Raw genomic sequence first — 14,780 nt, forward strand, 5'->3', positions numbered from 1 at the left:
CGGCCATGTCGTCCTCCGCCCTGCCCCTGCCGATGTCGGCGCGTGCCGTACCCGGCGCGACGGCGCTGCGCTGTTTTTTGCTGGTCGCGGCCATGGTCGCGGGTGGGGCGCTGATCGGGCTGCTGACCCGCCACGCCTTTTCGGTCGCCTTCTGGCCCGCCAACGCGATCCTGGTCGGGTTGATGCTGCGGGTGCCACGCCTGTTCCGGCCGTCGGGCTGGGCCGGAGCCTTCATGGGTTTCGTCGCCACCGACCTGTTGTTCGACCGCAATATCGCCCTGTCCGCGTTTTTCGCGCTCGCCAATACCGCCGGCACCTTCGCGGCGACGGTGGCGCTGCGACGGCTCGATCCCGCCGACCTGCGACTGGAGCGCGTCCATTCGGTGCTGCGCATCCTCGCCGGACTGATCCCGGCCTGCTTCGTCGCGGCGCTGATCGGTGCGGTGCTGGTCGTGGTCGAATTCGGCGGCTCCGCCAGCCAGACGCTGATGACTTGGCCGGCGAGCGAACTGGTCAATTATCTGGTCGTGCTGCCGGTCCTGCTGACGCTGCGCCACCCCGATGCCCAGCCACCGCGAATCGCCGAACCCCCGATCTGGCCGGCGGTCGCGCTGGCATTGTCGTGCGTCGCGGCGGTGCAATTTGACGGGCCGGGCAGCATCATGTTCCCGATGCCCGCGCTGCTGCTGTGCGCGCTCACCTATCCGGTCGCGATTACCGCGGTGCTGACGATGCTGCTCGGTACCGGCTGCCTCATCACCATCGGCCTCGGCATCGTCGAGATCGGGCAGGACATGGCGATCCCCCGGCTGGTGCTGTCGGTGCGGATCGCGGTCGCCTTCCTCGTCCTCGTGCCGCTGACGATCAGCAGCGCGATGGCGGTGCAGGACGCGCTGCTGCGCCAGCTGCGCGACGCCGCCGATCACGACGGGCTGACCGGCCTGCTCAACCGCCGCGCGTTCGAACAGCAATTACAGCAACGGCTAAGGCTGAACCAGCTGCCGGGCCACGGCCTTGCGCTGCTGTGGCTCGACCTCGACCATTTCAAGGCCATCAACGACCGTCACGGCCATCCGGCGGGCGATGCGGTGCTGTGCGCTGCCGCCGCTACCCTGCGCAATGCCTGCGGCGTGAACGATCTGTGCGGGCGGCTGGGCGGGGAGGAATTCGCGGTCCTCCTGTCCGCCCCCGATCGCGCCGCCGCGCAGGATGCCGCCGAACGACTGCGTTCCGCGATCGTCGCGCAGCGCGTCGACTGGCACGGCACCGCGATCCACGCGACCGCCAGCATCGGTGCCTGCTACCTGACCCGCACGCCTACCGACGCGGCGCCGTTGCTTCGCTGTCTCGACGAAGCGATGTACCGCGCGAAACGCAGCGGGCGGAACCGCGTCGAATGGCTCGACGGGCCCGATCTGGCGCACGCGGCGTAAGAATCTGTTTGGAAGCTCGCGCGAGAGCTAGCTTCGGGCCGGTACCGCAAAATGCGTCTCGACGCATTTTCAAACGGAGTCGAGCCGCGCCAACGCCCATTCCGCCGCATCGCGCACCACCGCATCGGGATCGGCACACGCCGCCCGCACCGGTCCGACCAGCGCGACATCGCCACTATTCCCTGCCGCGATCAGTGCATTGCGCACCATCCGGTTGCGCCCGATCCGCTTGATCGGCGATCCGCGAAACACCTCGCGAAACCCGGCATCGTCCAGCGCGATCAGGTCGGCCAGCCGGGGTGCTGCGAACTCCGCCCGTCCGGCAAAGGCCCGGTTGGCGGCGGCGGCATCGGCGAACTTGTTCCACGGACACACCGCCAGACAATCGTCGCAGCCATAGATGCGGTTGCCCATGGCCGCGCGAAACTCGACCGGGATCGGCCCGGCATGTTCGATCGTGAGATACGAGATGCAGCGCCGCGCGTCCAACCGGTAGGGTGCTGGAAACGCATCGGTCGGGCAGGCCCGCTGGCACGCATCGCACGATCCGCACCGGTCGCGCGCCGCGACATCGGGGGCCAGATCGAGCGTGGTATAGATCGCGCCGAGGAACAGCCAGCTGCCATGGTCGCGGCTGACCAGATTGGTATGCTTGCCCTGCCACCCCAGCCCCGCCGCTTCGGACAGCGGCTTTTCCATCACCGGTGCGGTATCGACGAAAACCTTCAGGTCGCAGCCCGATTCCTGCGCCAGCCAGCGGCCAAGCGCCTTCAGCGCTTTCTTGACCACGTCATGATAATCGCTGCCCTGCGCATAGACCGAAATGCGACCCCGATCGCCGACCCGGGCCAGCGCCAGCGGATCGATGGCGGGGGCATAGCTCATGCCCAGCGCGATCACCGACCGTACCTCGCTCCACAGCGCGGCGGGCGATCCGCGCTGTTGGCTACGCTCCTCCATCCAGATCATCGACCCGTGCCGCCCCTCGTCCAGCCATTGGCGCAGGCGTTCGGCGGTGCGCGGCGCGGCATCGGCACGGGCGATGCCGCACGCGACGAAACCGCATTCGGCCGCTTTGGCACGAATACGCGCGACGATATCGCTCGGCTGGCCCTTGTCTCCGGTCACCTCCCCCCGCTACCCTCTATCCGACGCGCGCTAAAGGGCGACGTTCAGGGGGATCTCGTTTGCCGGACGGAAATTGGGCGCTGAGCGCGGACGGACTGGTCAAACGCTTCGGCGACCGGCGGGTCGTCGACGGCATCGATCTGCATGTGCCCTACGGCGCGGTGTACGGCGTGCTCGGCCCCAATGGCGCGGGCAAGACGACGACGCTGCGGATGCTGCTCGGCATAATCGAACCCGATGAAGGACATCGCACCCTGCTGGGGCGGGCGGCACCGCGCGATGCCTCCGATCAGGTCGGCTATCTACCCGAGGAACGCGGCCTGTATCCCGGCATGAAGGCGCGCGAGGCGATCGCGTTCATGGGCGCACTGCGCGGGCTCGACTGGTCGGTCGGGCGCAAGCGCGCGGCGGTGATGCTCGAACAGGCGGGCCTCGGCCACGCGATCGACAGCAAGATTCGCAAGCTGTCCAAGGGCATGGCGCAGTTCGTGCAGCTGTTGGGATCGGTCGTCCATCAACCCGAATTCCTCGTCCTCGACGAACCCTTTTCCGGGCTCGATCCGGTCAATCAGGAACGGCTGGAGGCACTGATCCGCGCCGAGCGCGATCGCGGGGCGACGATCCTGTTCTCGACCCATGTCATGGCGCATGCCGAACGGCTATGCGACCGGCTGTGCATCATCGCCGGCGGCAAGCGCCGGTTCGAAGGGACGGTCGACGATGCCCGCGCGATGTTGCCGATGAAGGCGCATTATGTGCCCCATCACCCCGCGCCCGGCATCGCCGCGCTGTTGCCGGACGATGCGCACGAAGAACGCGGCGGGTGGCGCTTCACCCTGCCGGCTGACGGGATCGAGGGGATATTGGTGCGGCTGATCGACGCGGGCTATGGCATAGCGGGGCTGTCGATCGAACGACCGGGGCTGCACGACGCCTTCGTCCGGATCGTCGGCGAAGCGGATGCGGAGCGGGCAGCATGAGCCGGCTGATCCGTCAGACGCTGACCATTGCCCGCCGCGACTTCATCGCCACGGTGATGACGCCGATGTTCCTCGTCTTCCTGCTCGCCCCGCTGCTGTTCGGCAGTTTCGGCGCGATCGGCGGCATCGGCGCGGCGACGGTGGGCAAGAGCGCGGAGGAGAAGGTCCGCATCTACGCCATCGCCACGCCCGCCGACGCCCGGCGACTGCGCGCCGCCGACGCGCTGATCCGCCCCGGAATCCCGCGCGAGAGCGGCCCGCCGACGCTGGCGATCGTCGCGCCGGACGCCAACCCGGCGGCTCAGGCCCGCGCGCTGCTGTCCGATCCCGATGTCGACGTGCCGGCCGTATTGTATGGCCCGCTCGACCGCCCGCAGCTGATCCATGCCAGCCTGGTTTCGACGACCGCCCCCTATCTGGCGGGGCTGGCCGAACAGGCGGTGCGCGACCAACGCGCCAACCTTGGCGATGCGCGCCTGTCGACGCCGGTGTTCACCCGGATCGAGCGGGACAGCACGTCGCTCGGCGGCAAGAAAGCCGCCGGATTCTTCGCGGTCGTGACGCTGTTCGTCGTCACGCTGATGCTGGCCGGACAGGCGGTCGGCACCATGGCAGAGGAGCGATCGAACAAGGTGATCGAGGTGCTGGCCGCCGCCGTCCCGCTCGAATCGGTATTCCTCGGCAAGCTGCTCGGCATGTTCGGCGTGGCGGTGCTGTTCCTCGCCTTCTGGGCCGCCGTCGGCGCCAATATCGGCAGGTTGCTGCCCCCCCAGCTGGTCGCCGGCTTGACCGACATCGCCCCCGCCATCGGTTTTCCGGGGTTCCTGCTGCTCTATATCCTGTATTTCGCCATGGCGTATATGCTGCTCGGCTCGGTATTCCTGACCGTCGGCGCGCAGGCATCGACCCCGCGCGAAATCCAGATGCTGACGCTGCCCATCACGATCTTTCAGATGGCGATGTTCGGCTTCGCATTCGCCGCGATCAGTCGGCCGGGCAGCTGGATCGCGCTCGCCGCCGAAGTCTTCCCGTTCAGCAGCCCCTTCGCCATGGCCGCCCGCGCCGCGACCAGCGGCGAATGGTGGCCGCACATCGCCGCGCTGGCGTGGCAATTGCTGTGGGTGGCGATCACGATCGTGATCGGCGCGCGACTGTTCCGGCGCGGCGTGCTGCAATCGGCGGGACCGAAGTTCCGGTGGTTCCGGCGGGGGTAGGTGTACCCCCGTACACTACCGTCACCCCGGCTTCGAACGGGACCTCTGCGAACGTCGCGAGCTTGGCCACAAATTCGCCGTACCTCCGCGCAGGCGGGGGTCCAGAGCTAGACAGAACAATGCCTGGCGCTTGGAACCCTGGCCCCCCGCCTGCGCGGGGGTACGCCATAGGGAAGGAATCGGTACTTTGCAGCGGTCTCGATCAAGTCCGGGTGACGATGGTCGTCGCCGGCCGCCAGCTACTTCGTCACCAGCGTCACGATCGACAGCCCCGGCGGCATCGGAATGCGCCCCAGCAGATGCCGCTCCAGCCGGAAGATCGCCTCGAACGCCGTGTTCAGAACCTTGGGCGGCGGCGAATCGTCGCTGTCGTCCTTGCCGCGAATCTTGCCCGCGACCCGTGCGGCGACGGCGGCCGGAAACAGCAGCGAGTTGAAATAGCGCAGGCCTTCATGCTTCAGGCCCGCATCGGCGATCGCCTTGGCCAGCGTGCGCTTGGAATAGCGGCGATGATGGTGGTTCACCACATCGTGCGCGCTCCACATCCATTGATGCGCGGGCACCGTGACCAGTATCCTACCGCCCGGTGCCAGCCGATCGGCCATGCCGCGAAACGTCGCGACATCGTCCTCGATATGCTCGACCACGTCGAGCACTGCGATCATGTCGTATTGCGCGCTCACCCCGGCAAGCGTCGGCAGCGGTGCGGTGCCGACCGGCTTGCCCAGCCGCTCGCTGGCGATTGCGCGCGCCGCCGGGTCGATCTCGATCGCGTCGACCGTGCCGAACCCCGCCAGCATCGGCAGGTTGTGCCCCGTGCCGCACCCGATTTCGAGGATGCGCGCGCCCGGCCGCAGCCCGGCATAGCGTTCGACATAGTCGGCGAGGATCTCGCGCCGCGCGCGATACCACCAATGCGTCGAGTCGTGCGCCGCCATGCGGTCGTAAACGATGCGGTCCATCTTATCCGAATACCCATGAACGATTGAGCGCGAAGGTAGCGAAGGGCGTGACCAGCACCGCCGGAACCAACGGCACCCAGTGCGCCATGCCCGCCAGATCGACCAGCCCGAACGTGAACAGGCCGTTCAGCACCATGCCGAACCCCTGCACCGCCAGGAACTTCATCGGCTGTTCGGCACCGCCCGACCGGGTGCCATGATCGCGGAAGCTCCATCGGCCATGCGCGACCCAGCCAAAGGCGGCAGCAACGATGAACGCCGGTACGACCGCCACGAACGCATAGCCGGTCCGCAGAATGTAAGAGACGAGCGGCAGATACACGATCGCATAGATCACCGTCGACAGCCCGCCGACGATGCCGAACCGGATCAATTGGCCCAGCACCCCGTCCGGTATCAGTCGTTCGATCCGCGCGATCACCCGCGTGCCCACCCTTGTCCTTTGCGCGCCATCCGATACAGCGCCGCTGTTGCCACCATGGCTGGACTGCCGCCGTAGATCGCGGCGGGCGCGGGGGAAAGTAGTTTTGACCAGGCTTCCATCCACGGGCCATTTCCTCGACCGGCATTGGTTGCGCTGGCTGCTGCTCGCATGGGTGGTGATGGCGGCATGGTTCCTGTGGCAACGGTGGAACGCGGTCCACTGGCTGGCCCTGTCCGATACCGACGACAATATGCGGCTGATGCAGGTCCGGGCATGGATGGGCGGGCAAGGCTGGTACGATCTGCGCCAATACCGGCTGAACCCGCCGAACGGCCTCGACATTCACTGGTCGCGGCTGGTCGACCTGCCGATCGCCGGGCTGATCCTGTTGTTCAAACCCTTTGCCGGGCCGGTCTGGGCCGAAAAGCTGGCGGTCGGTATCGCGCCGCTGCTGCCGATGGGGGTCGCGCTGATCGCCCTGTCGGTGACGGTGCAGCGGCTGGTCGCGCCGGTCGCATGGCCGCTGGCGGTGCTGTTCCTGCTCGGCTGTTCGTCGACGCTGCTGATGTTCATGCCCGAACGCATCGACCATCATGGCTGGCAGCTTGCCTGTCTCGCGTGGACCGTCGCCGGCATCGCCGATCGCAAACAGGGCCGCGGCGGCATGGTCGTCGGCCTGTCCTCGGCCGCGTCGCTGACCATCGGCCTCGAACTCCTGCCCTATTGCGCGATGGCCGGCGCGATCGTCGGCTTACGCTGGGTGTGGGACCGGGCGGAGGCACGGCGGCTGACCGTCTATGGTGCGACGCTGGCGGGTGCGAGCGCGATCGGTTTCGTCGCCTTCGCCTCCAACGCCAATTACGCGATGCGCTGCGACGCGCTGACACCGGTCTGGCTGTCGGCGGTGGTAGCGGGCGGTGCGCTGCTGGTGCTGATCGCCCGGATCGGACCGAAGACGTGGCCGCTGCGCCTGATCCTGACGCTGATCGCGGGCGGCACGCTCGCCGGTGCGTTCGCGACGCTGTTCCCGCAGTGCCTCGCGCGGCCCGAAGGCGTGTCGGAGGAACTGGCGCGCACGTGGCTGAACAATGTCCGCGAGGCGAAACCGCTCTACACGATGCCCGGCCGCACCATCCTGCTGATCGTGACCGGACCGATCATCGGCCTGCTCGGTGCGATCTTCGCCACGTGGCGCGCACGCCGCTCGGCCGATTTCGTCGGCTGGGCGGTCGTGACGCTGTTCACGACCTTCGCGGTGGCGATGCTGTTCTGGCAGATCCGCTCGGGGCCGGCCGCACAGTTGCTGGCGATTCCCGGAACGGTGGCGCTCGCATGGGTGGTCGTGCCGTGGCTGCTGTCGCGCGAGCACGCGGCGGTGCGGGTGCTCGGAACGGCGGCGGTGATCTCGCTGCTCCTGCTCGGCAACCTGTTCGTCGATCAGGTCAGCAAGCTGCTGTCGATGCTGCCCGACAGCGGCCTGACCAGCCATGTCCGCATCAAGCCGCAGGACGCCCGCACGAAACAGATACTGCGCGCCGGTGCCCGTTGCGGCAGCCTGCCCGCGTTGCAGGCGCTGAACCGCCTGCCCCCCGCGGTGATGTTCACCCATGTCGATCTGGGGCCGCGCCTGATCGTCGCGACCCATCATGACGGCATCACCGGCCCCTATCACCGCAACGGCGATGCGATCCTCGACGTGCACCACGCGTTTCAGGGCGACCCGGACAATTTCCGCACCATCGCCCGCCGCCATGGCGCGACCTATCTGCTCACCTGCCCCAACATGGCCGAAACCACCGTCTATCGCGCGCGGTCGCCGGGCGGCTTCTACGATCTGCTCGCCCATAACAAGGTGCCCGGCTGGCTGATCCCGGTCGCCCTGCCCAAGGGGTCGCCGCTCCGGCTGTGGCGGATCGATTATAGCGGGATGGCGCGGTAGGCTCGCCGAAGCGCGAAGGTCGGCATCAATACGAAACCTTACGGTGCCCCCGCACGGGCGGCGGCTACGTGCCAAGCAAGACGATGGCCCGCACGTCTAACCAGGCGACACGAGAAATGCCGCCGTCGCAAATCCGGCGAAGGTCGGGGACGATCGCGTTGATTTGCCGTTGCTGCCCACGATCCCCAAACGCTAAACGCCCGCCCCCTCGGCGGGGACGGGCGTCGCGGACCGTGGAGGTCGGATCGCTTAGCGGGCAGCGACCTGCTGCGCTGGCGACAGCGGCTTGGCGATGCGGAAGCGGACCGGACGGCCACCGACTTCGCCCGACACGTTGCGGTCGCGCACTTCGAGGCGGAACGGCTCGCCACTGCTCAGGACGGTGCCGGCCAGAACGGTCGCGCCATTGTCGGCAACGCTGCGGGTATAATCGAACTTGTAACCGTCACGCTCGATCTCGTTCGCCGAGGCGAGCGTCGGGATCAGCATGCCCGCTGCGACGAGGGCGACACGAAAGGCGGCGGCGGCGGCAAAGCTGCGCATGATGTTTCTCCGGCTGGTTGGGATGGACGCTCGTGCGTCGTTTCGTTGCCAGAGATGTGCATGTTGCAGCGCGATATCGCAACTGCACAGGTTCTTACCGCAATTGCAGAAAACGAAATCGGAATTAGGGCAGGAACCGGTTCACCACGTCACGCGCCAGCCGCGCCGGGCGTTTCGTCGCGGCGTCGAGCGAGCACCACGTGCTCTGCACCTCGACCAGCACCTCTTCGCCGCGCTTGATCAGCGTCGAGAAATAGGCGCGCACCCCTTCGACCCGTTCCGCCACCACCGTCGCGACGATCGTGTCGTCGAGGAAGGCGGGCCGGCGATAGGTGATCTCGTGGCGCAGCGCGACCCACAGATGCTTCGCCACCGCCTCGGCCGGCGCGACCCGTTCCCAATAGGCGACGACCGCGTCCTGCACCCAGGACAGGTACACCGCGTTGTTGACGTGGCCCATATGATCGATGTCGCCCGGCGCGACGGCAAGCGGATGCTGATGTGCCATGGAAAAACGGTGGCCCCTGCTGACATGCGAGTCAATGAGACTCACGCCGGACCGAGTGACGGCATGAACAATCGGCCACGGTTCCCGGAAACGCTCCCGCGCCGCCTGGGCCGCTGCGAAAGTGCCCGCCAGCGTACCCGGTTGGTGCGTGAGACGCTCGCAGACGTCTCACGCACCGCGCTACGACGAGGTTACGCCTTCGCCACCACGCTCTCGGGCAGATCCTTGCCGAACACCCGCTGATAATATTCGGCGACCAGCGCCCGCTCCGCCTCGTCGCATTTGTTCAGGAACGACAACCGGAACGCAAAACCGACATCGCCGAAGATCAGCGCGTTCTGTGCCCATGTAATCACGGTACGCGGGCTCATGACGGTCGAGATATCGCCATTGACGAATCCGCGCCGGGTCATGTCGGCGACGCGCACCATCTTTTCGACCGCGTCCTTGCCGCCGACCTTGTCATATTCGCCCGACTTGGCGAGCACGATCCGCGCTTCGGTGGCGGCGGGCAGGTAGTTCAGGGTGACGACGATGTTCCACCGGTCCATCTGCCCCTGATTGATCTGCTGCGTACCGTGATACAGCCCCGACGTATCGCCGAGCCCCACGGTATTGGCAGTCGCGAACAGGCGGAAATAGGGGTTGGGCCGGATCACCCGGTTCTGGTCGAGCAGCGTCAGCTTGCCCTCGGTCTCCAGCACGCGCTGGATCACGAACATCACATCGGGGCGACCGGCGTCATATTCGTCGAACACCAGCGCGGTCGGTGTCTGGAGCGCCCATGGCAGCAACCCTTCGCGGAACTCGGTGATCTGCTGCCCGTCCTTCAGCACGATCGCGTCGCGCCCGATCAGGTCGATGCGGCTGATATGCGCGTCGAGGTTGATGCGGATGCACGGCCAGTTCAGCCTTGCTGCGACCTGTTCGATATGCGTCGACTTGCCGGTGCCGTGATAGCCCTGCACCATCACCCGCCGGTTGTGCGCAAAACCCGCGAGAATCGCCAGCGTCGTGTCGGGATCGAACACATAGGCGGGATCGGCATCGGGCACGCGTTCGTCGGCGACCGAAAAGGCGGGTACTTCCAGATCGCTGTCGATGCCGAACAGGTCGCGCGCCTTCACCATCCGGTCGGGGGCGCTCAGGATCGTCGTTGCGGCTTCGGGCTGGGTATCGGTAGTGGTCATGCGGGCCTTTCGCGGGTCGGCGCACCGGCGGGAGCGTCGCGGCGTCCTTTAGGACGATCGGGGTCGCCTACTCAACCTTTGGCGGCAGGCGGAACAGGGTCGTGAACCGTTCGGCAATCGCCCGGTTCCCCTCGACCACGATTGCGTCCGCCGCCGCCAGCGGTCGTCCGCCATAGACGACCGGCAGGAACGCGGACGGCGCGCCCGACAGCGTCGCATCCACCGCCGCCGTCGCCGCCCCGCGCCGGACGTGCAGCGCGCCGTCGGCCAGGGTAGCAACATAGGCATCCTCGCCGAACCGGAACGCGACCGTCGCCCGCCAATCCCCCGCCCGCTCCGCCACCAGCAGCATTTTCAGCGACAGCAACAGCGATACCGCCGAGAACGGCAGCGTCGGGTCGTGCGTCGGCGACCGCAGCGCCCATTTCGCCAGCGCCAGCACCACCGGCTCACTCTCATACCCCCAGCGCGTCAGTTCATATACCTGCACGTTGGCAGGCGGCGGCAGCCGGTGGCGATGGACGATCCCCGCCGCCTCCAGCCCCGCCAGCCGCTGCGTCAGCACATTGGCGCTGATCCCCGGCAACCCGGCGCGCAACTCGCCGAAGCGGCGCGGCCCCAGCAACAATTCGCGCATCAGCAGTAGCGCCCATCGCTCACCGACATATTCCATGCCCAGCGCCGCACCACAGGCATCGTCGTAGCGTCGCTTGTCGGACTTTGTTACTTTTTCTAACTCCATCGTTGCAATTTCTAACCCACGGGCGCACCCAAGACAAACAGTGATTCGCTGGTCCGGGGAGAGGGTGCCATGCCGAAGATGATTTTCGTGAACCTCGCAGTGGCCGATGTGCCTGCGGCGACCCGTTTTTACGAAGCGATCGGATTCGTGAAGGACGACCGTTTCTCGAACGATCGCGGGTCGGGCATGACGTGGTCGGAAACCATCCACGTCATGCTGCTCGACCGCGACTTCTACGCGACCTTCACCCCCAAGCGGATCATCGACGCGAAGACCGAAAGCGGCGTGCTGCTGGCATTGTCGTTCGACGATCGTGCCGCCGTCGATGCGATCACCGAAGCCGCGCTGGCGGCGGGAGCACGCGAACTGCATGATCCCGAGGACGAAGGCTTCATGTACAGCCGCGCGTTCGAGGATCTCGACGGCCATGGCTGGGGTCCGTTCACCATGGACCTCGCCGCCGCCGAGGCGGCCCATGTCGATGGTGCGGCGTGACCCGGCCGGTCGTCACCGCCTTCGACTGGGTGCCCGATTTCGCGCAGGGGCAGGTCCGCGACCTCCGCGTCCGCTGGATATTGGAAGAGGCGGGCCAGCCTTACGACGTCGATTATCTATCGCAGGGTGCGCAGAAGCGCCCCGATCACCGTGCCCGGCAACCCTTCGGACAGGTGCCGACCTATCAGAATGGCGATCTGACCCTGTTCGAATCGGGCGCAATCGTGCTGCACGTCGCCGAACGACATGGCGTGCTGCTGCCGAACGATCCGGCCGCGAAGGCGCGGGCGATCGAATGGCTGTTCGCCGCGCTCAACACGGTCGAACCCCCGATCATGGACCATGCCATCGCCACCTTGTTCGAACGGGACGAACCCTGGTCGAAACCGCGCCTGCCCGCGGTCGAGGCGCGCATCGCCGAGCGGTTCGGCGAGGTCGCGACGCGGCTGGGGACACGCGAATGGTATGATGGCGACTTCGGCATCGGCGACCTGATGATGGTCGCGGTGCTGCGGATCATGGATGGCAGCGACCTGCTCGCCGCCCATCCAACCCTGGTCGCCTATGTCGAACGGGGCACCGCCCGCCCCGCCTTTCACCGCGCGCTTGCCGCGCAACTGGCCGGCTTCACCGGCGAACCGCCTGCCGGCTATGCCGAATGGGCCGCCAAGGGAGACTGCGCATGACCTATATCGACGGGTTCGTGACCCCGGTGCCGCGCGCCAGTCGCGCCGCCTACGAACAGCATGTCGCGGCGGCGGCGGCGATCTTCGCCGATCTCGGCGCGGTGCGGCTGATCGAATGCTGGGGCGACGATGTGCCCGCTGGCAAGCATACCGACTTCGCACGATCGGTCGCGCTGACCGAAGACGAAGACGTGCTGTTCAGCTGGATCGAATATCCCGACCGCGCGACCCGCGATGCGGCCGGGGCGGCGATGATGGCCGATCCGCGCATGGAGGCGCTCGACATGCCGTTCGACGGCAAGCGCATGATCTATGGCGGCTTCGATGGCGTCATGGTCAGCGGCGACGGCGGCGCGCCCGGCTATGTCGATGGCTGCCTGACCCCGGTCTCCGCGACGCAGCGTGATGCCTATATCGCGTTCGCCGCCGAATCGGCGCAGGTGTTTCGCGATCACGGCGCGCTGCGCGTGGTGGAGGGCTGGGGCGACGACGTGCCCGCCGGCAAGCAAACCGACTATGCCCGTGCCGTCGACCTGCAGGATGGCGAAGTCGCCTGCTATTCATGGATAGAATGGCCGTCGAAGGACGCCCGCAATCGCGGTTGGCAGGCGGTGATGGCCGACCCGCGCATGGTCGATCGCGAAATGCCGTTCGATGGCCGGCGCATGATCTACGGCGGCTTCTTGCCCATTTTCGACCAACGCATGGGAGCAGGCGCATGAACCGGCAGGGTGACTTCATCTGGTATGAATTGCTGACCAGCGACTTCGACGCGGCGGCCACCTTCTATGCCGACGTCGTGGGCTGGCAGGTGCAGGATTCGGGGATGCCCGGCATGGATTACCGCCTGTTCGTCGCCCCCGACGGCGCGATGATCGGCGGGCTGATGGCGATGCCGCCGGAGATGCCGGCACCGGTCTGGCTCGGCTATGTCGCTGTCGACGATGTCGATGCCGCCGCTGCCGATTTCATCGCGGCCGGCGGTACGCAGCACATGGCCCCGACCACCATCCCCGGCGTCGGCCGCATCGCGATGCTCACCGACCCGCAAAACGCCGCGCTCTATCTGATGCGCAGCGCAAGCGACGCGACCAGCACCGTCTTCCAGGCCGCCGATCAGGCGACGCCGGGGCATTTCGTCTGGAACCAGTTGATGGCGCCCGACCCCGACCGCGCCATCGCCTTCTATGTCGACCGGTTCGGCTGGCGACAGGAAGGGTCGATGCCGATGGGGTCGTTCGGCGACTACAAATTCCTGCTGTGCGGCGACGTCGCGATCGGTGCGGCGATGGGCATGGTGCCGGGCGGACAGCCCGGCTGGCAATATTCGACCCATGTCGCCGATATCGACCATGCGGCCGACCGCATCACGGCCGGCGGCGGCACCATCCTGCAAGGGCCCGACCAGATCCCCGGCGGCAGCTATTCGATCGTCGCCACCGATCCGCAGGGTGCCCGCTTCGGTCTGGTCGGTCCGCGGCGATGAGCAAACTGCAACTGTGCCTCGTGGTCAACGGCCGGGCGGAGGAAGCCGCACGCTTCTACGCCGCGACCTTCCCCGACAGCGCGGTCGGGCGCATCCACGCGGCCGCCGCCGACTTTCCCGGCGGCAAGGCGGGGGACGCGCTGGTCGTCGAATTCATCCTGCTCGGCCAGCCCTGTTTCGCGCTCAACCACGGCCCGCCGACGCCCTTTTCCGATGCGATCTCGTTTCAGGTGCTGACCGACGATCAGGCGGAGACCGACCGCTACTGGGACGCGATCGTCGCGGATGGCGGACAGCCGCGCGACTGTGGCTGGTGCAAGGACCGCTTCGGCCTGTCGTGGCAGATCACGCCGCGCGCGCTGATGGCCGGGATGGCGGATCCCGATCGGGCAGCGGCCGGGCGCGTCATGCAGGCGATGATGACGATGCAGAAGATCGACATTGCCGCTATCGATGCCGCTCGCAGCGGAGAGAACCGATGACCGAACACGAACTGGCGATCGAACGCCGCATCGCCGCCCCCGTCGACGCGGTGTGGCAGGCATGGACCGAACATCTCCCCAAATGGTGGGCCCCGCGCCCCTGGACCACCGACCTGATCGCCCTCGACCTCGTCCCCGGCGGCCGGTTCGCGACGACGATGCGGGGGCCGGCGGGTGAGGAAATGACCGGCGAAGGCGTCATCCTAGAGGCGGTCCCGTACGAACGCGTCGCCTTCACCAACGCCTTCGCCCCCGGCTGGATACCGCAGCCGCAGCGGCTGGCCTTCGTCGGCCTTTTCACCTTCGAAGCCGATGGCGACGCGACCCTCTACCGCGCCGCCGCCCGCCACTGGGACGAAGAAACCGCGAAGATGCACGCCGAAATGGGCTTCGAAGGCGGCTGGGCCATGGTCGCGCAGCAATTGGAGGCGGTTGCGGTCAATTTCGCGTGACGGCACTGTCGTAGCCTTCACCCACCCGTTTAGTTCGAGCAGCTTCGAGCGAAGTCGAGAAGCGTCTGTCGAGAACCGTCCGCCTGGGGCACCCCCTTCTCGACTGCGGTTCTCGA

Annotated in this window: 17 protein-coding genes; 10 read left to right on the top strand and 7 right to left on the bottom strand. The window is 67.1% G+C overall.

Annotated elements, in window-relative coordinates; genetic code table 11:
* Positions 1-32: 32 nt before the first annotated feature.
* On the top strand, positions 33-1,433 hold the full coding sequence (locus tag ASE91_RS08670) for a GGDEF domain-containing protein (protein WP_056625041.1): 1,401 nt from the start codon (positions 33-35) through the stop codon (positions 1,431-1,433).
* 69 nt (positions 1,434-1,502) lie between these two features.
* On the opposite strand, the gene queG is transcribed toward ASE91_RS08670, so the two are convergent.
* Positions 1,503-2,561, bottom strand: a complete 1,059-nt coding sequence (gene queG, locus ASE91_RS08675) for a tRNA epoxyqueuosine(34) reductase QueG (RefSeq protein ID WP_056625043.1) — start codon at positions 2,559-2,561, stop codon at positions 1,503-1,505.
* Positions 2,562-2,620: 59 nt separating this feature from the next.
* On the opposite strand from queG, the gene ASE91_RS08680 reads away from it, so the two are divergent.
* Together ASE91_RS08680 and ASE91_RS08685 are read left to right on the top strand one after the other, a co-directional pair.
* Complete coding sequence (locus tag ASE91_RS08680) at positions 2,621-3,541, top strand: ABC transporter ATP-binding protein (protein ID WP_056002059.1); 921 nt, start codon at positions 2,621-2,623, stop codon at positions 3,539-3,541.
* A complete protein-coding gene (locus ASE91_RS08685) occupies positions 3,538-4,755 on the top strand; it encodes an ABC transporter permease (protein ID WP_056625046.1) in 1,218 nt (405 codons plus the stop codon). Before ASE91_RS08680 ends, ASE91_RS08685 begins: the two co-directional genes overlap by 4 nt.
* Positions 4,756-4,994: 239 nt before the next feature.
* Here ASE91_RS08685 and ASE91_RS08690 read toward each other — a convergent pair whose 3' ends face one another.
* Both ASE91_RS08690 and ASE91_RS08695 read right to left on the bottom strand, forming a co-directional pair.
* Complete coding sequence (locus tag ASE91_RS08690) at positions 4,995-5,717, bottom strand: class I SAM-dependent methyltransferase (RefSeq protein ID WP_056625048.1); 723 nt, start codon at positions 5,715-5,717, stop codon at positions 4,995-4,997.
* 1 nt (position 5,718) lies between these two features.
* Positions 5,719-6,150 carry a GtrA family protein gene (locus ASE91_RS08695; protein WP_235530387.1) on the bottom strand — a complete coding sequence of 144 codons (432 nt, stop codon included), beginning with the start codon at positions 6,148-6,150 and terminating at the stop codon, positions 5,719-5,721.
* A 94-nt stretch (positions 6,151-6,244) separates the two neighbouring features.
* On the opposite strand from ASE91_RS08695, the gene ASE91_RS08700 reads away from it, so the two are divergent.
* Positions 6,245-8,080: a hypothetical protein gene (locus ASE91_RS08700; RefSeq protein WP_056625050.1), complete on the top strand. Its 1,836-nt coding sequence runs from the start codon at positions 6,245-6,247 to the stop codon at positions 8,078-8,080.
* Positions 8,081-8,329: 249 nt separating this feature from the next.
* Here the strand turns inward: ASE91_RS08700 and ASE91_RS08705 are convergent, their stop codons facing one another.
* The 4 genes from ASE91_RS08705 to ASE91_RS08720 all read right to left on the bottom strand — a co-directional run bounded on the left by ASE91_RS08705 (position 8,330) and on the right by ASE91_RS08720 (position 11,063).
* Positions 8,330-8,623 carry a hypothetical protein gene (locus tag ASE91_RS08705; RefSeq protein ID WP_056625053.1) on the bottom strand — a complete coding sequence of 98 codons (294 nt, stop codon included), beginning with the start codon at positions 8,621-8,623 and terminating at the stop codon, positions 8,330-8,332.
* Between the two features lie 124 nt (positions 8,624-8,747).
* A complete protein-coding gene (locus tag ASE91_RS08710) occupies positions 8,748-9,131 on the bottom strand; it encodes an acyl-CoA thioesterase (protein WP_056398615.1) in 384 nt (127 codons plus the stop codon).
* A 191-nt stretch (positions 9,132-9,322) separates the two neighbouring features.
* Entirely contained in the window at positions 9,323-10,321 is a 999-nt protein-coding gene (gene cobS, locus ASE91_RS08715) for a cobaltochelatase subunit CobS (protein ID WP_056002080.1), read from the bottom strand.
* Between the two features lie 67 nt (positions 10,322-10,388).
* Positions 10,389-11,063, bottom strand: coding sequence for a winged helix-turn-helix transcriptional regulator (locus tag ASE91_RS08720; RefSeq protein ID WP_056625054.1), 675 nt, complete (start codon positions 11,061-11,063; stop codon positions 10,389-10,391).
* A gap of 69 nt (positions 11,064-11,132) precedes the next feature.
* Between ASE91_RS08720 and ASE91_RS08725 the strand changes: the two genes are divergently transcribed.
* The 6 genes from ASE91_RS08725 to ASE91_RS08755 are packed head-to-tail and all read left to right on the top strand — an operon-like array spanning position 11,133 to position 14,664.
* Positions 11,133-11,558 carry a VOC family protein gene (locus ASE91_RS08725; protein ID WP_056625057.1) on the top strand — a complete coding sequence of 142 codons (426 nt, stop codon included), beginning with the start codon at positions 11,133-11,135 and terminating at the stop codon, positions 11,556-11,558.
* Positions 11,555-12,244, top strand: a complete 690-nt coding sequence (locus tag ASE91_RS08730) for a glutathione S-transferase family protein (RefSeq protein WP_056625060.1) — start codon at positions 11,555-11,557, stop codon at positions 12,242-12,244. The genes ASE91_RS08725 and ASE91_RS08730 overlap by 4 nt, the downstream gene beginning before the upstream one ends.
* Complete coding sequence (locus ASE91_RS20950) at positions 12,241-12,966, top strand: DUF1428 domain-containing protein (RefSeq protein ID WP_082453916.1); 726 nt, start codon at positions 12,241-12,243, stop codon at positions 12,964-12,966. Before ASE91_RS08730 ends, ASE91_RS20950 begins: the two co-directional genes overlap by 4 nt.
* Positions 12,963-13,730, top strand: coding sequence for a VOC family protein (locus ASE91_RS08745; RefSeq protein ID WP_056625063.1), 768 nt, complete (start codon positions 12,963-12,965; stop codon positions 13,728-13,730). The genes ASE91_RS20950 and ASE91_RS08745 overlap by 4 nt, the downstream gene beginning before the upstream one ends.
* A complete protein-coding gene (locus tag ASE91_RS08750) occupies positions 13,727-14,212 on the top strand; it encodes a VOC family protein (RefSeq protein ID WP_056625065.1) in 486 nt (161 codons plus the stop codon). The genes ASE91_RS08745 and ASE91_RS08750 overlap by 4 nt, the downstream gene beginning before the upstream one ends.
* Positions 14,209-14,664: an SRPBCC domain-containing protein gene (locus ASE91_RS08755; protein WP_056625068.1), complete on the top strand. Its 456-nt coding sequence runs from the start codon at positions 14,209-14,211 to the stop codon at positions 14,662-14,664. Before ASE91_RS08750 ends, ASE91_RS08755 begins: the two co-directional genes overlap by 4 nt.
* Positions 14,665-14,780 lie beyond the last annotated feature (116 nt).

It is taken from the genome of Sphingomonas sp. Leaf62 (assembly GCF_001421915.1).
In the GTDB taxonomy this organism is placed as follows: domain Bacteria; phylum Pseudomonadota; class Alphaproteobacteria; order Sphingomonadales; family Sphingomonadaceae; genus Sphingomonas.